This window comes from Alteromonas sp. ABH2_165 (assembly GCF_056159945.1).
On record NZ_JBSWWF010000002.1, the window covers coordinates 330,463 to 352,716 of the forward strand.

Annotated in this window: 15 protein-coding genes; 7 read left to right on the forward strand and 8 right to left on the reverse strand. The window is 49.7% G+C overall.

Annotated features, from left to right (window positions below; all coding sequences use genetic code 11):
• The first annotated feature begins 59 nt into the window (after positions 1-59).
• From ACXAFQ_RS06055 to ACXAFQ_RS06085, 7 genes are all read left to right on the forward strand, one after another.
• Entirely contained in the window at positions 60-887 is an 828-nt protein-coding gene (locus ACXAFQ_RS06055; RefSeq protein WP_474818787.1) for a DeoR/GlpR family DNA-binding transcription regulator, read from the forward strand.
• A gap of 3 nt (positions 888-890) precedes the next feature.
• Positions 891-2,723 (forward strand): glutamine--fructose-6-phosphate transaminase (isomerizing), encoded by a 1,833-nt coding sequence (gene glmS, locus ACXAFQ_RS06060; RefSeq protein ID WP_474818788.1) that lies wholly within the window; start codon positions 891-893, stop codon positions 2,721-2,723.
• A gap of 365 nt (positions 2,724-3,088) precedes the next feature.
• The gene (locus tag ACXAFQ_RS06065) at positions 3,089-3,418 is read left to right on the forward strand and encodes a helix-turn-helix domain-containing protein (protein ID WP_474818789.1); all 330 of its coding nucleotides are present in this window, start codon (positions 3,089-3,091) and stop codon (positions 3,416-3,418) included.
• Positions 3,418-4,704 (forward strand): type II toxin-antitoxin system HipA family toxin, encoded by a 1,287-nt coding sequence (locus tag ACXAFQ_RS06070; protein ID WP_474818790.1) that lies wholly within the window; start codon positions 3,418-3,420, stop codon positions 4,702-4,704. The genes ACXAFQ_RS06065 and ACXAFQ_RS06070 overlap by 1 nt, the downstream gene beginning before the upstream one ends.
• 151 nt (positions 4,705-4,855) lie before the next feature.
• The gene (locus ACXAFQ_RS06075; RefSeq protein ID WP_474818791.1) at positions 4,856-7,030 is read left to right on the forward strand and encodes a TonB-dependent receptor; all 2,175 of its coding nucleotides are present in this window, start codon (positions 4,856-4,858) and stop codon (positions 7,028-7,030) included.
• A 10-nt stretch (positions 7,031-7,040) separates the two neighbouring features.
• On the forward strand, positions 7,041-7,598 hold the full coding sequence (locus ACXAFQ_RS06080; protein WP_474818792.1) for a hypothetical protein: 558 nt from the start codon (positions 7,041-7,043) through the stop codon (positions 7,596-7,598).
• Position 7,599: 1 nt separating this feature from the next.
• Positions 7,600-9,036, forward strand: a complete 1,437-nt coding sequence (locus ACXAFQ_RS06085) for a PepSY-associated TM helix domain-containing protein (protein WP_474818793.1) — start codon at positions 7,600-7,602, stop codon at positions 9,034-9,036.
• A gap of 57 nt (positions 9,037-9,093) precedes the next feature.
• Here the strand turns inward: ACXAFQ_RS06085 and ACXAFQ_RS06090 are convergent, their stop codons facing one another.
• The 8 genes from ACXAFQ_RS06090 to ACXAFQ_RS06125 form a co-directional block, all read right to left on the reverse strand.
• Entirely contained in the window at positions 9,094-9,804 is a 711-nt protein-coding gene (locus tag ACXAFQ_RS06090) for a DUF6445 family protein (RefSeq protein WP_474818794.1), read from the reverse strand.
• A 6-nt stretch (positions 9,805-9,810) separates the two neighbouring features.
• Positions 9,811-11,325 carry a glycoside hydrolase family 30 protein gene (locus ACXAFQ_RS06095; RefSeq protein WP_474818795.1) on the reverse strand — a complete coding sequence of 505 codons (1,515 nt, stop codon included), beginning with the start codon at positions 11,323-11,325 and terminating at the stop codon, positions 9,811-9,813.
• A 76-nt stretch (positions 11,326-11,401) separates the two neighbouring features.
• Positions 11,402-13,957: a carbohydrate-binding protein gene (locus ACXAFQ_RS06100; protein ID WP_474818796.1), complete on the reverse strand. Its 2,556-nt coding sequence runs from the start codon at positions 13,955-13,957 to the stop codon at positions 11,402-11,404.
• Between the two features lie 197 nt (positions 13,958-14,154).
• A complete protein-coding gene (locus ACXAFQ_RS06105) occupies positions 14,155-15,177 on the reverse strand; it encodes a cupin-like domain-containing protein (protein WP_474818797.1) in 1,023 nt (340 codons plus the stop codon).
• Positions 15,170-15,889, reverse strand: coding sequence for a SapC family protein (locus tag ACXAFQ_RS06110; RefSeq protein WP_474818798.1), 720 nt, complete (start codon positions 15,887-15,889; stop codon positions 15,170-15,172). Before ACXAFQ_RS06110 ends, ACXAFQ_RS06105 begins: the two co-directional genes overlap by 8 nt.
• A 102-nt stretch (positions 15,890-15,991) precedes the next feature.
• A complete protein-coding gene (locus ACXAFQ_RS06115) occupies positions 15,992-18,970 on the reverse strand; it encodes a TonB-dependent receptor (protein WP_474818799.1) in 2,979 nt (992 codons plus the stop codon).
• Positions 18,971-19,156: 186 nt separating this feature from the next.
• Positions 19,157-20,629, reverse strand: a complete 1,473-nt coding sequence (locus tag ACXAFQ_RS06120) for a tryptophan halogenase family protein (RefSeq protein WP_474818800.1) — start codon at positions 20,627-20,629, stop codon at positions 19,157-19,159.
• Complete coding sequence (locus ACXAFQ_RS06125; RefSeq protein WP_474818801.1) at positions 20,619-22,199, reverse strand: tryptophan halogenase family protein; 1,581 nt, start codon at positions 22,197-22,199, stop codon at positions 20,619-20,621. Before ACXAFQ_RS06125 ends, ACXAFQ_RS06120 begins: the two co-directional genes overlap by 11 nt.
• Positions 22,200-22,254: the final 55 nt, after the last annotated feature.

The window sequence follows — 22,254 nt, forward strand, 5'->3', positions numbered from 1 at the left end:
TTGCATGTCGAAACTTTATCTGGTTAAGTGCTTTCACTTCGTAAGATAAAAGTTTCGAAATGCAAAAAAGAAATACACAGCAGCGTCGTGAAGACATTGTTGAATGGGTGAATCAAGCTGGCCAAGTTCAGGTAGATGAAATGGCCGCTCGGTTTGGCACCTCGGAAGTCACTATTCGTAAAGACTTAACGGTGCTGGCCGAAGAAAAAAGAGTGCTCCGCCAGTACGGAGGCGCTGCGCCTATGCCCATGCTTCAGCAGTTCGGTCCGGCTCAGCAGTCCGGTTCGGCTCAGCCATCTGGCTCCGGGTCAGCATCGCAACATGCGCAGCAGGTTTCACCGCCTGTGAAATCTGCCATTGCTCAACTTGCCGCCCAGCTTGTTGATGACAGCAGAAAACTGATCCTCGATAGCGGTAATACCACCGCAGCCCTCATTCCGTTTCTTACCCAAAGTAAATTGGTGGTAATGACCAATTCTTTAAGAAATGCTAATGAATTAACGATCGCCGACAACGAACCTACCGTACTCATGACCGGCGGAACCTGGGATGCGCACTCGCAAGCCTTTCAGGGCCGCATGGCAGAGAACATGATTTCCGCTTATAGCTTCGATATCGCCTTTATTGGCGCGTCTGGACTGGACGTTGCTCGCGGTACGACTACGCTGAATGAACTTACTGGGCTTTCCAAAGCTATGGCTGGCGTTGCCAGCAAAGTGGTGATTCTGGCGGAATCCGAAAAATTTACTTATCGCATGCCAAACCTTGAACTGGCGTGGGATGACATTGATGTGCTGGTAACCGACAGCGGCATCGACGAACAGATTAAACAAAAGATTGAACAGCAGGGCGTCACCGTATTGGTCGCGCCGGCAAATGGAGAATAACCGATGTGTGGAATTGTAGGCGCTGTTGCAGAGCGTAATGTAGTTGAAATTTTGCTAGAAGGTCTGAAGCGCCTTGAATACCGTGGTTACGATTCCGCCGGTGTCGCGCTGTTACAACCAAGCGGTGAACTTACCCGTATTCGTCGTACCGGCAAGGTACAGGAACTGGCGGATGCTGTAGCATCTGGCGAAGCGCTGGGTTCTACCGGTATTGCGCATACCCGCTGGGCAACCCACGGTGGCGTAACTGAAAAGAACGCCCACCCGCACTGTTCAAGCGACCGCATCTCGGTGGTTCACAACGGCATTATTGAAAATTACTTGGCTTTGCGTGAAGCGCTCACCGCGCAAGGTTATACGTTCACCAGCGACACCGACACTGAAACCATTGCCCACACCGTGCATGCAGAAATGCAGAAAGGCGGCACGCTGCTACAAGCTGTGCAGAACAGCGTGAAGCAGTTCCACGGTGCTTACGGTACGGTGATCATGGACAGTGAAGACCCAGGTCGCGTCGTGGTTGCTCGCTCAGGCAGCCCGTTGGTCATTGGTTTAGGTTTAGGTGAGAACTTTATTGCGTCTGATCAGATGGCACTTTTACCGGTTACCCGTCGTTTCATCTTCCTGGAAGAAGGTGATGTGGCAGAGATTACCCGTCGTGAAGTGCGTGTTTACGACGTAAACGGCGAGCCTGTTGAGCGTGAAGTTATCGAATCAAACATCGAGCATGACGCTGGTGACAAAGGCGGCTATCGCCACTACATGCTAAAAGAAATTCACGAGCAACCTACGGTAGTTCGCAACGCGTTACAGCATCGTTTGGATGAAAGCGATTTGCTGCCTGATATCTTTGGCCCGGGTGCAGAAGAAATATTCTCTAAAGTAAAACACGTGCAAATTATTGCCTGCGGTACCAGTTATCACGCAGGTATGACCGCGCGCTATTGGCTGGAACAGTACGCCAATGTGTCTTGTAGCATCGAAATTGCCTCGGAGTTCCGTTACCGTAAATCGGTGGTACACGAGAACAGCTTGCTTGTGACTATTTCTCAGTCTGGAGAAACTGCCGATACCTTGGCAGCATTGCGTTTGGCCAAAGAGCTGGGTTATATGTCTAGCCTGACTATCTGTAACGTGCCAGGCTCATCACTGGTGCGCGAGTCTGATTTGTCGTTTATGACCCGCGCCGGTGCGGAAATCGGTGTGGCGTCGACCAAAGCATTCACCACCCAGTTAACTGCCTTCCTGATGCTGACGTTGGCGATAGGTAAGCACAGCGGTATCAGCGAGCAGGATCAGCAAAGCATTGTGAGTGCGCTGCACAGCTTGCCCGCAAAACTGGAAGAAACCCTGACCATTACCAAAGGCATTGAAGATCTCGCAGAGGAGTTTGCCGACAAGAACCACTCACTGTTCTTAGGTCGTGGCGACCAGTATCCCATTGCCATGGAAGGCGCGCTGAAGCTGAAAGAGATTTCCTACATTCACGCTGAAGCCTACGCTTCGGGTGAACTCAAACACGGCCCACTGGCCCTGATTGACGAGGAAATGCCAGTCATCGTAGTAGCTCCGAACAACGAACTGCTGGAAAAGCTGAAGTCTAACGTGGAAGAAGTGCGCGCCCGTGGCGGTATCATGTATGTGTTCGCTGATAAGGATGCACACTTTGCCAGCGACGAAACCATGCGGGTAATCAACGTGCCGCACTGCGAAGCGCCTATTGCGCCCATCGTTTACACCTTGCCACTGCAGTTGCTGTCTTATTACGTAGCGCTGATTAAAGGTACCGATGTGGATCAACCTCGTAACCTGGCCAAGTCGGTGACGGTGGAGTAGGGATACGGAGTACTCTGAATGAGTGCATATTAAACGATGTCCGAAACATTGTTTAATATGCACATCTCTTTTTAAACTCAAATACGACTAACTTCCCACTATCGAAAGTGTGAATCAGCTTTGTGAAATTCGAATAGACCTCTGATTTGAGAGCATAGCTGCACAGCGGATAACAAGTGGTCTTCCTCACTTGAGCAATAATTCACATTTTGCCGACAGCACGTTTCCAGCAAATATCGTCTAATTAAAATCAAACTATGTAATATATGGAATATCTCTAATTATTCCAAAAAAAGAATATTGCGAAATATTCCTTATAGAGTATATTTTGTATTATTCACTATAGCGAATACTGAGGTCTAGCCATGAAAGTGATTACACCAATGGATTTTGGACATTTCATTGCGTCAACACGCAAGGCAAAGCAGTGGTCGCAGGTCCAGTTAGCCCAAAGGATAGGTAAAGACCAGCGCTTTGTGTCAAAACTGGAGAAAGATCCTTCGAGCGTGGCGTTCGGTACGGTTATGTCAACGCTGACTACACTGGGTATTAAAATGGAACTAAATAACGACGCAAATACAGCAGGGCCATTAGGCAAAAGACAGGCTAATGATAGAAAGGGTACAGTTTTAGCTGGCAGAAAAAACTTCAAGAAACCTGCAATTGTTAGCTCCGAGCCGGGCGACAAAAACTAGTGAGCAAGAAACGCAAGACTAACCTTTTGCATGTCGGCATTAACGGACGCCACGTGGGTACCTTTGAGCGCAGAGGTGGTACTCATGCGTTTAACTATGATCTTGAGTGGTTAAATAGTAAAGACAGTCATCCTATTAGTCTATCGATGCCACTGACTATGCAGCGGCATACCGGTGAGGCGGTGCGCTTTTATTTTGAAAATCTACTGCCAGATGACACCGACATACGAAAGCTGATTGTCGATAGAGTAGGAGCGTATTCTGTTGATGCCATGGATTTGCTCAATGAGATTGGGCGGGACTGTATAGGATCCTTGTCGCTGACCGCGGAGCCCGTTGACGGTATGACGCGCATGGAAATGCAACCGATGTCGGAACAGGAGGTCGCCGAACACCTGAGAAAAACGGCGCGGCGTAAAACGCTGGGTATGGATAACGATGATGTGTTCAGGATATCGCTAGCTGGGGCCCAAGAAAAAACGGCTCTGACGTATATCGATGGGAAGTGGCATAAGCCAATAGGTACAACACCGACTACACATATATTCAAATTACCTTTATCGGATCTCGGTAACGGACTTAACTTCAATCACAGTGTGGATAATGAATGGTTCTGTTTACGGGTTCTTCATCATCTGGGCTTTCATGTTGCGCAAGCTGACATCCAAACCTTTGATGATCAAAAAGTACTCGTCGTTGAGCGCTTTGACAGGGCTTTTGGAGAAGATGGCAGATTGTATCGTCTTTCCCAGGAAGACATGTGTCAGGCGATCGGAAAGGGAGGGCAAGCCAAATACGAAAGCCAAGGTGGCCCTGGTGCAAAAGAAATATCGAATCTACTTCGTTTTAGTAATAACAGCGATGTAGATCCCTATGATTTCTTCCTGGCGCAGTATGTGTATTGGCTGATGATGGCTATTGATGGTCATGCCAAGAACTTTAGTGTGTACATTGATCACTCGGGATACTGGATGACACCGTTGTACGACATTATGTCGGTGCATCCAATGAAAGATCAATTTCGACGCCGACAGCTTAGGATGGCAATGCGCGTTCTATCTAAAAATAGTCACTATATTTGGTCGGATATTCAAAAGCGTCACTGGGTGTCACATGCTAAGAAAACAGTCCTGGACCCTGTCACGGCAATGGCGTATATGCAAGAAATTGATGCGACTCTCGATGATGCAATTAGTCTAGCTTTTGCTGATGCGGATGAGCAATTTGACCAGTCGACCGGCGAGAAGATTGCCGAAGGAATGCTTCTGGCAAAGACAAAACCATAGTACGCCTGCACTTTTCGCAAGGTTTGGCTATTCCCTTTACTAAACCCGCAATAACCGCCATTCATCTTTCACTTTTGAATGATTCATTGTTTATATTTCTGAAAATAACTATCATTTGCATTCTTTTTTAAAGGTTCGACTCGGAGTATCAATGAAGTCTCGTAAAAGTACGCTCGCGCTAATGATGAGTTTAGCCATGGCAAGCCACGTTGCTCAGGCGCAGATAACACAAGAAGACGTTGAAAAGGACGACGAAGTCGAACACATCACAGTAAGCAGTTCACAGGTAAAACTTAACGACAGTTTTGCTGGTGGTCAGGTTTCTCGCGGGGGCCGCGCCGGTATCCTGGGTAACCTGGATATGATGGACTCGCCTTTTAACAGCATTAACTTTACCGCCGATATTATTCGTGAGCAGCAGTCGCGCAGTGTGGCTGATGTACTGCAGAACGATCCGGTTGTGCGGGTAGCAAAGGGCTTCGGGAACTTCCAGGAATTGTATGTCATGCGCGGCCTGCCGGTGTATTCCGACGATATGACGTACAACGGACTATTCGGCATTTTGCCCCGTCAGTACGTGGCGGCTGAATTACTAGAGCGGGTTGAAGTATTCCGTGGTGCCAGTGCCTTTTTGAACGGCGCAGCACCGGGTGGTAGCGGCCTGGGTGGCTCGGTGAACATCGTGCCGAAAAGAGCCGGTGAAGAACCGCTGAACCGCTTTACTCTGGGCTATGAATCTCAAAACCATTTTGTTGGTGCGGTAGATGTAAGCCGTCGCTTCGGTGAAGAAGATAACAGTACTGGCGTACGAGTAAACCTGGTTCAACGCGGTGGCGAAACCAGCGTAGATAATCAGGATCGCGATTTAAGCGTGGCATCTGTGGGTATCGACCACGAAAGTGAGAAGGCACGGGTATCGCTGGATTTAGGCTATCAGGATCATCAGGTGGATGCGCCGCGTCCGGCCGTAACGCCATCTGGCGGTATTCCTGAAGCACCAGAAAGCGACACCAATTTCGCACAACCATGGACCTACACCAATGAACGCCAGTTGTTTGGTGCCGTACGTGGTGAATACGACTTTACCAATAGCATGACAGGTTGGGTTGCCTACGGCTTCAGAGAAGGCGAAGAAGATAACATTTTTGCTAATCCAACGGCGCAGGTGAGCGGCGAAAGCAGTGCATATCGCTTCGATAACGTACGCAATGACAGCATTCGTTCTGGTGAAGTGGGCCTGAACATCGAGTTTGAAACCGGTGAGGTTGCACACACACTAATCACATCGGCTTCTGTTTTCTCATTGTCATCTGAAAATGCCTACGCGTTCTCTAGTTTCGCTGGGTTCCCGGGCAATATTTATAATCCACAACCTGCAGAAATGCCGGCTGCTGACTTTTTCATAGGCGGGGAGCTGGATAATCCACTGGTTACCGAAGAAACCGATTTGTCGAGCGTGGCTATTGCCGATATGCTGTCACTGATGGACGGTAAATTACTGGTTACCCTGGGTGGCCGTTTCCAGAATATTGAAACTCAAACGTTCAACTATAACGATGGTTCATCGCTGTCTGCTTATGACGAATCTCAATTCACGCCAGTGGCTGGCGTGGTGTACAAGCCTTCTGAGCAATTGTCTTACTATGCCAACTACATCGAAGGTTTATTACCAGGCGAAGTAGCACCTGCCAGTAGCGGTGGTGAGCCTATCGATAACGCCGGTGAGGTATTCGACCCGTATCGTGCAGAACAAATCGAAGTGGGTGTGAAGTACGATGCCACTGACTTTGGTGGTGCATTCAGCGTGTTCAGTACCTCGAAGCAAACATCCGTGGTAAGAAATAACGTGTTTTCTACCGATGGTGAGCAGGAAAACCAGGGTGTTGAATTAAGTGTCTTTGGTATGCCGTCAGACAACCTGCGAGTGGTTGGCGGATTTACCTGGTTAGATGCTGAAATGACCAAAACCCAGGACGGCCTGCTGGACGGAAAAACCGCTATTGGTGTGCCTGACTTGCAAGTAAACGTGAATGTTGAGTGGGATGTGGTGGCATTACCAGGCTTAACACTGGATGCCCGCGCTGCGTATACGTCTGAGCAGTACGCCAGTGCAGACAACAGCCTGGAAGTGGATGCTTCAAACCGCTTCGACATCGGCGCCCGATACAGCTTTCTGGTTGGCTTAACCGATATTACCCTGCGTGCACGCATCGATAACGTTTTTGATAATAACTACTGGGCATCGGTTGGTGGCTACCCAGGCTCCAATTATCTGGTACTCAGTGAGCCGCGTACAGTTAAGTTATCTGCTTCAGTAAGCTTCTAACAGGCTCTCCATGATGTTATCTCTCGCTGCCTTTTCAGGCAGCGCTTTTGCTGTCGGACTGTTTTATTCAGCCTGGCGCTCTCATCAGCCCGCAACTGGGCGATTCATGAAGCTCTTTGCCATAGCATTGATAGTCGCGAGCCTATGGCTATGGTGCAACCAACATGGCCCAGAGCTGGGTACTTGCTACGCCGTAGTGGCGTTTTCCCTGCAAGCCTGGATCTGGATTTTCCTCGCCAGACAACGTATCGACAAAGACATCAAACGCGTAATCTTACCCTTTGAATCTGGTCTGCAGTTGCCGAAATACAGTGATATGACCTTGCGGCTAGCGAAAGCGGCTGGGTGTATCTTCTTGTGTGCAATCAGTGCCATGTTGCTTACCGTGGTGTGGACTACAGCTTTGCCCATGGATAGAGTAGACCAAATTGCCCTTGGCATTTACACCATGCCATTGCTGTGGGGGGCGTTTGTTTACTGGCTGTGCGCCGACGATGCATGGTGGCGACCGGCTGTATCACTGAGTGTGATTGGCGTGTTGAGTTATTTGCTGATTTATTATGTGTAGTATGAAAATTCCAATTTCTCCCAACGCCAATAAAAATGCACTGAAGAGCCATGCCTGGATTGGCTTGGCGGTGAGTGTGCTTATGTACTGGGTTTGCTTGTCTGGCGCGCTCTCTGTGTTTTCCCAGGAGCTGTTGCGCTGGGAACAGCCCCATATAGCCGACAACCTGGATTACTCACCTGAGACTATCCAGAAAGCCTATGAGCAGTTCTTGTCTATACAAGGTGGCACAACACAAGGCAATATCGTTGTGCGTTTACCCACCCAAGATCTCCCTCGCGCGCGTATCAGTGCCGACGATGAAGTGTGGAACATAGCCCCAGATGGCACGCTCAGTGAGCCGTCCAGTACCCCGATTACCGATCTCATTGTTGATTTACATGTGGCGCTGCACCTGCCCGAAGATACGGGCATGATAATCGTGAGTATGCTGGGTGCCATGTTAAGCGCGTTGATACTGTCCGGCATCGTCGCTCACCGACGCATCTTTAAAGATGCCTTCCGTTTGCGAACCGGGAACAACGAGCAGTTAACTCAAGGGGATTTGCATAACCGAATGAGTGTTTGGGGTTTGCCTTTTCATTTGATGATTGCACTAACGGGTGTGTACTTCGGGCTGGCGTCGTTTATGACGTCGTTCTATGCCGACACTTTATACGATGGCAACAAGATGGCCTTGTTTGCCGATATTTACGGCTCGCCCATTGAGGTAGAGCCGCAGGCGGGAGTAGCTAATATCACCCGGGCGCTATCTGAGCTAGAGAGCATAGCGCCGAATACCCAACCGATTTTTGTTACCCTGGAAAATGCGACCCGCGACAACCAATACATTCTGCTTAGCTCTCAGCATATGGATAAGTTGATTTACGCCGAGCAATATCGTTTCGATGCGCAAGGGAATTACATCAACAAAGTTGGCTATTCTGATGGCAAAGCAGGTCAACAGGCCATTTTCTCTGTTTACCGTATTCACTTTGGTCACTTTGGCCCCGAGGCGATGAAAATTTTCTTCGGACTCATGGGCTTTGCACTCACGATTATTTCTGTAACGGGCATCAATCTGTGGCTGGCGAAACGACAAAAACAAGACATGTTAAATCAGCTGTGGATGGGCATTGTGTGGGGAACGCCCATTGCGATGGCCGTAGCCGGTATCGCTTCGCTGGGTGTTGGCTTGCCCACAAAACCCGTATTCTGGGTTGTTTTAACCGCCGTACTGGCGGGTTCGCTGCTGCAAAAAGCGCTGGTTAAAACGCATTTGAATTTGCTGCAAATACTGACAGCACTGCTGGTCTTACTGCCGGTCACTCACTTCGCAGTGCACTACCCAGATGTACTGGTATTAAACTCACTGGTCATCGATGCCGCATTTGTGGTGTTTGCTGGTTGTGTGTGGCGCTATCGGATGTCTCGAATTCGCAAAGGCTGGATGAGCTAGGCCGGTCATTTCGCCTTGCTCGTCCACCGGCTAGCTATCTCTCATGAAGCCAAGTCCTCAAGAAACCCCGGCAAATACATTCACCGTTAGCCTGCCATCAAAAGGAGAGTCAGACAGCGTTTGTGAACTGTCGATTAATCCAGAATGCAGAAGTGTGCCCGGATAAATCACCAGTCGGTTTGGCTTGTAGTCTATCTTGCCCATCAGGGTATATTCTTCGTTACTTCCATAAAAATAGGCTTGTGCGCGTGGGTTTCCATTGGAAGAGTATTCCTGCCGGGATTGTTCAAAAGCAGGCCAGCGTTCTGGCGTAATGTTTTCGAAACCGGTTGGATTGTGGCGATAAAACCCGGTGCCTTGAAAGCTCTGTGCGCTGGCATATAGCATGATGGCGAAGTCGGTGTGTCGCTGAGAATCGAAGTGTGGGACACATTGCAGAGGATGCAGCTTGTCGGGTGGGGTGCTGGCGATGCTTACCCAGGAACCCTGATCGGCTAAACCATCATTGCCAGATAGTCCGTAGGCCTGGCGGATAATACCACTGCTCATGGTCGTTAAGGCTTCTCGTAAAGCATCTGGGCAACGGGCGCGAACGCCCGGATAATAGGTGCTGGCTTCTTTGTCGAATGCGAGCTCATAAGCCATGCTCTGAACAGCAGAGATATCGACAAACACATCATCGACCAGCAAAACACGGGTTTTCTCATGGCCTATTTTCAACACATGCCAGCGTGCCCGGGAATTTAATGCGAGTGCGGATTCAGTCATGGTTAATCACCAGATAACCGTCGCGATACTGTTGCCCGGAACGTCAATCTGCCACAGTTTGTCATGCAGAGAGAAAGAGACGGTTTGCGTGCTGTCATTGGGATTTGTGATCACACTCACCACTGAGCCGTCAGGATTCTGAAAGGCGACATTTTCCATATGATTAATGGTTTCTGGTGAGGAGGCGATACGAACAGCACCCCGCCGAATGAATTTTGAAAATTGTCCGGTAAGCCAGTATTCCGGGGTTTTGTACCAACCTGCGCTGTTGCCTTTCTCCTGGATGAGCATGGTAGGGCCCACAACACCCAATTTGTTATACGGCCCCTGATTGGCTTCATCCACCTGTTGCGGCAGCATGGTAACCCAAGAAATATAGGCAGTAGACCAGTGACGAAAATGACGAATAACTGATTGGAAACCTCTGTTCAGGTTCGCATTGCCCACGCCCCACACGCTGCCTTCGGTGAATATCACGTCTTTTTGCGGATGGGCCTGATGCACACTGGCCATGGCCGAAGAGTCACCGGCGTAGTGATGAAATGCGGTGCCGTCGATATAGTGATACAGCCCCTTTTCAAGAAAGTCGTCTAGCTGTGCAACGGCTTGCTGCCAATAGTCAAAGTTATGGTCGAGAGTCCACAATTTCACATTCAGCTCTCTGCCATGATGCTGATTAACGTTATGGAAATTGTGATACACCGCAATCAGTAAATCCCGTTCTTGTTGCCATGACAACACCATGCCCGGATAAGCGGGTGGTTGAAACTGGCGCTCGTTCTGTAGCGTGAGTGCGTAAATGGGAATACCCTCTGCCGCATAAGCTTCAACAAACTCACGCAGATATTGGGCGTAAGCTTCGTAATACGCGGGCTTCAATGTGCCGCCTTGAACCATGTTGTTGTGCTCTCGCATCCAACGTGGTGGGCTCCATGGGCTTGCTACCAGTTTCACCGGATTATGGGTTTCCTTACCAACTTCCAAAGCCATTTGAAGCGTGTTTACAATTCCCAGCTCAATATTGCGCTGAATAGAGAACGCACTGTCAGCGGTATCTTGAAAGCTGTACCACCCCTTTTGGTTGTCTGGCGGCGTCTGCGCATGGGTGCCATCGGAGAAATCTGAGGTACCAATGCTTATTCTAAAGAGATTCAGGCCAATGCCATTCACCGGGTCGATAAGTGCAGAAAGCAGGGCCTTTTGCTGTGCTGGGCTTTTATTTTTGCGGATGGCATAAACCGTGGAGTGCTCCAACGAGGCGCCTATGCCCAAAATGCGCTGATATTTCTGTTCTGGGTCAAGCACTATCAAGTTCTTCGCATCGGCATTACTGACTGACTGAACGGGCAAATCATCGAGTCGGTGCGGTACCGCTTCTTCCGGCCAAGGTTCGCTATACCACTGCTTGTCATTGGGATGCCACTCGGTGGAAACCACGGCTTGAGGCGCTGAGTGGGTTGATGTATTTCCGCAGCTGACAGACAAACCGGCCACGGCAATTAAAAGAAGCAATCGATACATAGTGAAAAAAATCTCGGTTAAATAAAAAAGCCGGTAAGCGCGCGAGACTTACCGGCAACAGGGCCAAACTAAAGGGCTAGTTTGTCGTAAACTCCATCCAGTTCAGGTTCCACGCGCCGCCTAGAGCGGTAAGTTGTAGTTCCTGATCGCCGGCTTCCAGCGTAACGGTGAGTGAAATGGTGGACCAGTTCTGCCAGTCGCCGGTATCGGCCACCGCAATGCTGCCAATGCTGTTTCCATTCATTGTGAATGCAATGCCTTCAGAACCGCCTGAACTGGCTACTCTTAGCGATAGTGTGTACTCGCCAGCTTCAGCAACCGACACGTTGTAGGTTAAGGTGTCGCCCGCATCGGTATAGCCCAGGTTCTGGCCACCACCTTCATCCTGCGTATCTTCTACCTCGAAGCCCGACTGACCGCTGAAGTGCTCAGCTTCAATGCGTCCTGGAATGGCGGCATAAAAGATTTCAGTGGCAACTTCGTTGGAGGCGTAGCTTTCTTCACCATTGTCGGCGGTTACCATGTAGTAGTAAGTCACGCCTTCCGTGGTGGTTTCGTCGAGGTACATTTCCGATTCCAGGCCTTCTGCAAGCAATTGATAGTTGCTGCCTGACGAGGTAGTGCGGTACACGTTGTAGGTTGCATCGCTCACCCCCATCCAAACCAGACTCATTCCAGCGTCAGTTTTTTCCAACGTGAGGGCCTCGGGGGCATCGGGAAAGTTAAAAATATCAGCCGGCTCATCAGACACCAATGCCTCATACACGCCTTGATTAATTTCATATTCCACCGTCGACATGCCTGCAAAATAGGCCTCGATGGTTTCTTTGGAATCGTTATTTAAATCGATTTTTGCCATCGCTGCGGCGCTGATGTCCTCGCCATTTACTGGTGGTTCAGGAAGTAGATAGATTTCTGCCCACATATCAGAGGAATTCACATCGGCAAAGGTGCCGCTGAGTAAATACGACTCGCCACCTTTGAGTTCAACGGCTTGATAAACACCGCCGTTTGAAAAGCCATCTGTTGCAGAAAGGCGCAGTACGTTTTCATCACCATTGGCGAAACCGAGCTCTACCGACAAGTTATCATCCTGAGGACTGGTATTCGTACCGCTCCACTCGGTCCAGCCTGCATCGGTATCGAATGCGCTGTTTGTGAGGATGTTTTCACCGCTTGATTGTGCGGTGAGTTGCAGGTTGTCGAACTGCACATCATGCTGTCCACCCAAAGCACCCGATTTCACAATAAGATAAAACGTTTGATCGGTGTCTGTCGGGGTCACTATTTTCGCTGGGGTTTCACAGGCTTCGGCGAGGGTTGAATCCCAACCATCACAACTCCACGTGGTGGCTTTTGCCAGCAGACGCTCTCCTTTGTTAGTGACATAGCCCCAGGTGCCATTCCCCTGACCGCCGTTAGTGCTTAGTACCTTGTAAGACCAAGCGGTTCCAGCCCAACTCAGCTCATTGTATCGGTCGAAGGTGGCACGGGTGATGGGGCCTCCAAGTTCGCCTAAACCCGCCCAAGGTTGCATTTCACCTATCAGGAACGGGGTATCCAATTCGCGAATGCGGGCGTCCCATTCGCACACACCCGTAGTGCCATTTTGTCCGCAAGTCAGCCAGTCGCGATGCACGTCGTAGCCAATTTCACCCCAGCCGAAAATGCCCGGATAAAAGTGCATTTCAAACGCAACATTGTTCATCCCGGCGTCTTCAGGATCGCCGTAAGCATCAATGCCGCTGTTGTGCCCAGGTAAAATAACCACGTGACTGGTATCGACTTCGCGAATGGCGGTATAGAGCTCGGTTACGTTTGCCGCCAGCGTTTCGGCATCCGTGCCCCAGGGTTCGTTCAGTACGCCGTAACCGGCAATGGCGGGCTCATCTTTGTAGCGCTCAGCAATCTGCTGCCATAGCCAGCGGGTGCGGGCCTGATTGTCTGCTGCATTGGGGCCATCCCAATATTCATTTTTACCTGCGCAACCGCTGTGATGTTCCCAGCCCTGGGCGCCCGCCGCACCGTGTAAATCCAGTACTACCCACATATTGCGGGATTTCGCTTCTTCGATGGCGTAATCCAGGTATTGCCATGCGTCATCGCGAAGCGTCATTGGGTTGTTGGCGTCTTCAATAAGCTGGTAAGGGAAAGGCAATCGGATGAGATTGAATCCAGCTTCCTGCATGATGTCCCAGTCTCGCGTAGTAATGAAATTGTCGCGGTACACGTCCATCAATCGGGCTTTTTCATCGGTACCGAAGCGTTCTTCCAGTTTTGCCTCAAAGGTACATTGGTCTTCAATGCCTTCACCCACAGGGTTATCGCCACTGTCGAGCATCCACATTTCCAGCATCAGCCAGTTGCCGAGATTCACCCCACGAAGAGAAACTATTTCGCCTTGGGCATTCATCCAGCGTTCGCGATCTTGCTTTAACAGACTGTATTGCTCAGCGCCGGTTGTGGGTTTAGGTGGGGCAAAGTCGTATACCGTAACGCCATTATTGCTGTCAGCATCACTGGCTTCGTCCAGGCCGCCGCAGCCAACTAAATTGAGTGCCAGGCCACTTATAGCAATCAATTGTGCGAGTTTGGTAAGCGTAAACTTATTCTGTTTATGGGTTGTTTTCACCGGTTCTCTCCGAATAGCTCTATTGGGTTTGTCGATGCGCTTGATTCAACAAGTTTGCAACAATCAGTTAACCAAAATCTGTCGCAGGAAGATTCCGCATCGGCGCGAAAAGGCCAATCAGAACGTTCTGATTAAGGTCAGAACGCGATTTTTGAACGAAAAGTAGGCAGAACCTTTTGTGGTTTGGGCGAAAGAGGTTAGCGGTTAAGGGATTGCATGAGTAGGCTGCGAAGTTGCCGTGCCTGGTTGTCATCGAGTTCTCCCAGCATGCCTTTGGCTGCGGTAGGGATATGCGAAAAACGCTCGTTGTCGTTGCTGAAAATGTAGTGAGCGAACATGTCCTGCCATATCCGCTTTTCATGCTCTGGTAGGCTGGCGATGCTAAGCAAGGCATGTTGCAGTGCATGAATAGGCGCATCTGCAAAAGCCGGTGTGGTGCGCCACCAATAATTTACTAACATATTGAACGGTGCCGTGGCTTCTACCTCATGCCACCACATACTGGGAATAAATAACGCGTCACCCGGTGTCAGCGTGGCAATTTGTGCTTGTGCGAGTGCTTCACTGAAAGCAGGGAAGCGCTGTTGGTCGATGTGGTGCAAGTCAACCAGGCTTACTGGCTGGCCAGAGGGAGTAAACTCCAGCGGACCAACATAAAGGTTGTTAGTTTGTGACGGCGGAAAAAGGGTGAACTGTCGTACTCCTGCCACACAGCAAGCAATGTTGAGGGGCAAATCCTGATGAATCGCTACCCGAGACTGATTGCCTACCCACAAACCATTGCGTACTTGAGAAGCCGGGATGGGAACAGGTAGATTTAGCGTACTGAAATTCGGCAAATAATGTTGCAAATGGGTGCCGCCGATGAACATGGCGGGCGGCGATGTGAGGTCCGCGGATTCAATGAGTTTTGTGAGGATGAGATCAAGACCGGCGGCCACCTTTTCGAAATTAAAGCCGCTCATATCGTGATTGTAAAAGAAACGACCTTTCACTTCGGGTTCGGCAAAGAAGAACCCCAATGGCTCGCCGGTGTAGTATTCAAGCAAGTGATCGCAGAGTGCCTGTGCACTTTGTTGTGCGAGGGTGACTGCAGGCCAATGGCTGACATAGTTACTCAGTTTCACCGGCTGCTGGCTGGCAAGTAGCCAGTCTGGAAGTGGCGCGCCCGGGGCCAATGACACTTCCTGACAGTGCGGTAAATTGTGGCGATTACTCACTTTGTCGGGCCCGTTTTTTGTCGATAAGTTCGGCAAAATTAGCCTGACTGGCTAACACGAAATGAATTAACGCCAGCATGCCGGTTTTGTGTAAATGCAGCACTTGTGCGTCGGTTAGCGTGCGTAACTTATCTTCGTTTATCGTGTAATAACCATTGAGGCGGTGTTTACTGTCGTTACCCATGTCCACGTCGAGATAGAAACTTTCCAGTAATTCGTATTCGGTGAGCGTATTCATGAAAGCGCGGGTTTCTTGTTCTCTTTCTTGGATCGCCGACAGAATATCTGTCACTTTTTGTAAGTGTGCACTGTGTCCACCGTGGGCTAAGAACAGCGGTTCTCCTTCGGTGTGACTAAGTTTGGGACTATCGGTGTCGACCAATAAAACCGTTTGGCGCTCTCCATCGTCGTTGGCTGGGCGTTGACCAATTAAAAACGGCTGACGCTGTACCATAAGCGGAATATAGCTGGCGTCCCAACCAAACTGGTTTACATACAAGTTTTCGTTTTGCTCTAATCCTAGTAAAACAACAGCATGGAATTGTTGCTTATCGTCTTTATAAAACACAATCGGGTATTCATGCTGCAAGCTTCTAAATTCAAACGGCAGCGCTAACGCAATCATCAGCGACTCGGTGTTCTGGCTGTTATGAACCGGATTTATTTTTAGATCTTTGTGCGTAACGTTGTTCAGTACTACGGGGTTAGGCATGGTATTACCTCGTTAAACAGTAGGTTAAAACGCAAAAAAACCGCACGAAGAGCGGGGTGGTTGGGAATGCTCTTCGTGCAGCGCTGGGCTCATTGCTATGGCTTAAAAGGTGTAACGCATACCGAGGTTGTAGCGCGGCGATGATTGTCTGAGGTTAATCAGCATTTGTTCATGTCGGCCGTGCTGGCGCTGGTACTCGTTGGTCAGGTTAATGCCTTCCGCAAAAACGGTAAGGTTTTCGGTAACGTCGTAACTCATGTTTACGTCCCACTGGCCGTATGCCTCGGTGTAAACTGGGTTGTCGCCAGAGCCATCCCCAATCCAGGCAAGGAATTTGTCTCGCCAGTTATAGGCAACACGAATAGACAGCTTATCGTTCTCGTAAAAAGCGATGAAGTTTGCCGAGTCGCTCAAGCCGGTAAGGGCATATTGCGGCTCCATCGACGCGTTGTCGTAGTAGAGGTCGCCGTCAACCATGGTGCCGTTCACGTTCACGCCAAATCCAGAGTCCCAGAACATGTGCTGAATCGCTACTTCCCAGCCATTCACGTTGTTATCGCGCTGGTTAAAGGGAATATTGATTTCGAACTGAGCCAGGTCGTCTTCCGGGCTGGCGTCAATCACCACGTCGCCGTGCTCGTTTAGGTACACATTCGGATCGCTGTCGAGATAGTTATCCAGAATGTACTGACGAATTTCAGCGTTGCCAGTGAAGCCGGCGGCTCGTGCTGCATCAGATCTTGGCCCTTGTGCCGGGTTGCGCAGATCAAACGCCGTTTCGGTTATGGTGCGACGGCCGACAAAGTTGGTTACGTCTTTATTGAACCAGCCCACTGCGGCGTAGCTGGCTTCGTCGTAATACCATTCCAGCGATAAGTCGTAGTTGGTGGATTCCAATGGCAATAGGGCGGGGTTGCCCCGTGAACCACTACCTTGAATGGTAGTAATTTGTCCGCCCAGGGTTTTACCACCCTGCATATCGCCGTAACTTGGGCGGGAAATGGTTTTACTGAATGAAGCCCGGGCAACCAAATCGTCTGTCAGATCAACTTTAAAGTCGATGCTAGGTAGCCAATTACTGTATTCACCGTATTCATCGGTAAAAACCGATTCGCCCGTGGGCTGCAGTACTAATTCATTGGTGCTGCTCCAGGAAATACCGTCGTAGCTAGGTACCAATGCTGATGCATGGGTTTTGGTTTTCTCGTACCGCACACCGGTGATGATTTCTGCCGGCATGTCGCCAATATCGAATACCAGATTAGCTTGCACATAAGCGGCCTGCATTTTTTCATCAGTATACCGGTCTGTGGTGTAATTGGTGCCGCCACAGAAGCGTGGGCCACAAGGCCACTCAATATCATTCTCGTTGTAAAAGTTGGCTGCGGTAAATTCGGCAATTTGTTCGAAGTCCCAATCGATATAGTAAGGTTCTAAATCGGGGTCACTATGCCCTGGAATATTGTCAAACATATCGCCAAGTGAGCGCTGGGTGAACCAGCTGTCTTCCCAGTCTTCGGGCTCGCCCACACCGCTCCAGGTGCCGCGTGTTGCGCTGGCATATTTAGAGTGATTATTGGTTTCTGTTTGTGAAATACCAAAATCAATACTCTCAATAATGCCGGCGTCAAAATAATACTTACCACTGGCCTGAATTTGCTCTAGATCGGTGCGCTCGTGGTTGTTTCCGAAGTTACTCCCTGCGCCAATCATGTCTTCTGGCTCAAATCCATCAACGCCTTCAGGATATTCGATGCTGAGCACAGGTAGTACCTGAGAAAAATCCACCGTCGTACGGATACGGTTGTTGGAAATCATTGCCAGTGAACCCCAGCTACCGTATGGGCTGTTTGGTTCATGTTTAGCCGAGGCGTCGTGATAATCCAGTTCTACCATCAGGTTATCATTCACCTGATACTCAAGATTAAGACCCACTGAGTTATTGGTATTTTTAGTGGAGGAGAATCCTCTACCAGAGTTAATGCCAGTACCCGCACCACGAGCGGCATCCGCGCTGAAGTTATCGGTATCCTGATATTGGATGGGATAAGAGATACCTTCTTCATTGGGATCTGACCACACCATGGTCGCATTGTTGTAGTTGAACGAGAACCAGGTCGACATATCGGTGAGCTCTCGGTCGATACTGCGCTCTGAGTAGGTGTAGTCCAAACGGGTTTTCAGTTTGTCGGTAGCCTGATATTCCAACGTAAGCTGGCCATTCACCCGGGTGCGATACGCTTCATTAAACTGGTACACCAGGTTCTGAGGTACAGCGTAAGTCACGCCATCGGCAGGCTTATTCAGATACGAATTATCAGGGTCTTCTGCGGGAAGATTACCCCAGCCGCCTTCATCCTGACCGGATATAAACGAACGCCAACCCGAGGCAACCGAGGCATTGCTGTTGCCGCTGTCACGCTTTTGGTAGCTGCCGGTTAGTGCGATGCCGAATTTATCGTCCATGAAGGTTTCAGAGTATAGACCGGAAAGTTCCGGTGTCCACTTGTCGCCTTTCTGCGTGGAGTCGTCATTCACGGCTTTAAAGCCAAACGTTGCCTGCCGGCCTGGGTTTGCCAGCGGTCGGGGAGTGATAATGTTTACTGTGCCACCAAGGCCGCCAGTCGCGATAGAAGCGCGTCCGGTTTTATATACTTCTACTGTACTCACCCCTTCAGATGCCAAATCGGCAAAGTCAAAAGAGCGGGTTGGGGTTGGCATTTGTCTGCCGTTTAGCAGTACTAGGTTGCGGTCGGCACCGAATCCGCGAATGGTGACGCGGCTACCTTCACCGTCAGAACGGTCTATAGAAACACCGGTAATCCTTTGCAGTGACTCGGCCAGGTTGGTGTCGGGGAATTTCCCGATATCTTCTGCTGATATGGCTTCGACGATACCATCCGCTGAGCGTTTCAAATCCATGGCGCGAATCATACTGCCACGAATACCACTGACTTCAATAACCTCAACGGCATCGTCAGTGTCTGCTTCCTGAGCGTGTGTGCTGGTGATCATCGCCGAACCTAAAATCAGCGATACCGAAAGGGCAATCCTGTTTTTATTAAAGGGGCGAGTTTTCATTATTTTCTCCCTGCGTAAGCCTATGTGTTGTGCCCGTGTTGCACTCAATTTTTAAACCTTTCATTAACATTTTTGAAAAGCATGGCGGAGAGTACGCTTGCGCAAAAAATAAGTCGTTTTAATGGTGAAAAATCCGCGAATACGAACGTTCTGATCAGGGAATAGAACGTTCTTTTTTCAATATTGCTAAGCCCGGGTCTTTAAATACACATGGTGGGGAGGGAGGTGGTTGACTGTGCGATCAACGTTCCCTTTGATATGACTAAGAAATTCCTTGAGTTCCTGTTCACTCATCATATCTGCAATGGGATGATAGCCCTCGGGTAATAAACCCTGACCAATCATTACTTGTTGCCAGGAATCATCGAATAGCTCATTGGCTTTTCGGTGGATTTGACCGCTTTCTCGGAAAATTTGTAGGCGCTGAGCGAGCGTTTCCGGTATATCCATGTGTCGGCAATGTCGCCAGAATGCGGAATCAGTTCGCGCTGTCACGTGATAGTGAAGAATAATAAAATCGCGAATATGCTCGATTTCATCCACACTTTGACGGTTAAACTCATCCACGATGGCTGGCCTGATTTCGTCGTGGGGAAACATTCTGAGAAGCCGCACAATACCCTGCTGAATAAGGTGGATGCTGGTCGATTCAAGGGGCTCGATAAAACCGCTGGCCAGGCCTAACGATACGCAATTACGGTTCCATTGTTTTATGCGTCTGCCTGGCCGGAACTTAATCACCCGCGGCGGGTTAAGAGGTGCGCCATCAATATTGTCAGTAAGCCGCGTGATCGCATCGCGCTCAGAAAGATACTTACTACAAAATACTAAGCCGTTACCCACTCGTGTTTGTAGTGGTATGCGCCATTGCCAGCCATCTTTATGGGCGATACTGCGGGTATAGGGCAACGGTAAGCTAACACTTTCTGTTTGCACGGCAACGGCACTGTCGCAAAGCAACCAATGCGACCATTCTTCGTAGCCTGTGTGTAGGGTTTCTTCGATTAGTAAGCCACGAAACCCGGTGCAATCAATGAATAAGTCCCCTTCTATTTTTTCTCCATTATCCAATTGCAGATGACGGATGTAGCCATTGTCTTCTCGCGTTGCCACTTGTGCTATTCGGGCATCGAAGCGTCTGATCCCAGCTTGCTCGGCGAGGTTGCGCAGGAACATCGCGTATTTACTGGCATCCAAGTGATAGGCGTAGTTAAGGCCGTTTTGAGGTAAATGCGCAAATTTTCCCTGTTCTGCAGCAACACGCTCTAAACAGTATGCGCCGAAGTCATCGCTTAGGCCCAGCTGCCTCCCTCTTGTCCAGAAATGTTGGAATCCGGCTGCCCAGCAATCTTTTCCCGTTGCGCCAAAGGCATGCAAGTAGGCGTCGCTGGTGGTTTTCCAGTTTTCAAAATTGATCCCAAGTTTGAAGGTGGCATTGGTGGCGGCCATAAAGGATTTTTCGTCAATTTTCAGCAGGCGATGAAAGAACGTTAGCGTTGGGATGGTGGCTTCGCCCACACCAACTGTACCAATGTCACTGCTTTCTATCAGGGTAACCTCTACCCGATTATGTAATAAGCGAGAAAGGGCTGCTGCTGCCATCCAGCCTGCAGTGCCTCCGCCGGCGATAACAACGCGCTGTTTCTTATTATTGTTCATGGTGTTTACCTGAAGTTACTGCAACTTGTGTTAATTGACTGAGAAGTGCCCGGTTGCCTGGCAATCCGGCCAGATACTGTTGAAGCAATTTATGCTGCTCTTGTTGTTTAAAGGTTTGCTGTTGGTGATGTTGAAGGGCGCCGACAGAATGCTGGAAATCCGTTGTAAACCCCATGCCATAAAGCACATAGAGGTAACTGGCTGCGGGAAATATTTCCTCTCGAAAGCTAAAGTCAGCAGCACTGGGCGAACGGGTTTTCCATAACGTCAGCCAGTCACACAGCTGTTCTGAGCAGTCACTCATGTTGGTTACTTTTCGCCAATATTCGCTGTCTCTGCGTTCGCTTAACACATAATGCAGCTTGAGGAAGTCGACTATACGCGGCCATTTAGTACTGAATTCCCGATTAAATTGTCGCGCTGCGGCCGGCAGTTGATAATGGTATCGGGGAAGACGTTCAGCGAGGTGCGAGGCGGCTAACTCTGTCATGACCAGCGCAGAGGCTTCAAGGGGTTCGAGAAAGCCCGAAGCGGTACCAATAGCAATACAGTTTTGTATCCAGGGGCGTTGGCGATAGCCAGGTTGAAAACGAAACAGGCGGGCTTGTTGCGCAATGTCATCCCTTGATTTAGGTGCTAAAGCGCTATCCGCTAAAATGTATCTTTGCAGCGCATTAATGGCGTCATCTTCAGAGCTGTATTCGCTACTAAAAACATGACCAACGCCGCGCCGGTTTGTTAGCGCAATGTCCCAAATCCAGCCGTTTGCTTGTGCCGTAGAGCGAGTAACCGATGGGATGTCTGTATCGCTTTGTGTATAGGCGCATTGCAAAGCGACAGCGCTATCGTTAGGCAGTTGTGCCTTACAAGATAAAAGCGGCTCTCCAAAATGCTCGCCAATTAATCGTGCTGAAAAGCCGCTGCAGTCTACAAATAAATCGCCTTTGATCTGTTTGCCAGATTTCAACGTCAGTCCCTGTATGGCGTTGCCTGGCGCAGCAATAATACGCTCGACATGATCAACAACATGGGTGACACCCAATTTTGAAATGGCGTGAATTTTCAGTAGTTGTGCAAACTGGCTGGCATCCAGGTGATAACCGTAATTCAATACACCGGCAAAAGGCGGCGTTTCTACCTGCTTGGGCGCCAGGAAATGATCGCAAACCGTACTTTGGGTGGTAACCGCATGGGCGAAACTGGACTGGCTCGCTTCTCGCTGCCACCATGCTGCGCAATCGGTGTCAAAGTAATTAAAAGGCAGGCTGAAAGGATGGTAATACTCGTCGTTGCTGTTGCCCGTCCGCCACTGGCGAAAGTGTGTTCCCTGTTTGAATGAGGCGTGACATGCGTGAAGAAAAGTGACCTCGTCGATGCCTATTTTTTGTAGGGTACCACGCATCGTGGGCCAGGTACCTTCGCCAACACCAAGTAAGGGGACATCCGGAGACTCAACGAGTGTAACTTGTATATCGGCGCTGTGTTGTGCGGCCAACAATGCGGCGGTAAGCCAGCCTGCACTGCCTCCGCCAACAATAACAACCGATGTAATTTGGGTGGTGTCCTGCATCTTACTTCCCTAAAACTGCTGCACAGTGTCAGGGGAGTGATTCAGTTACACTTAT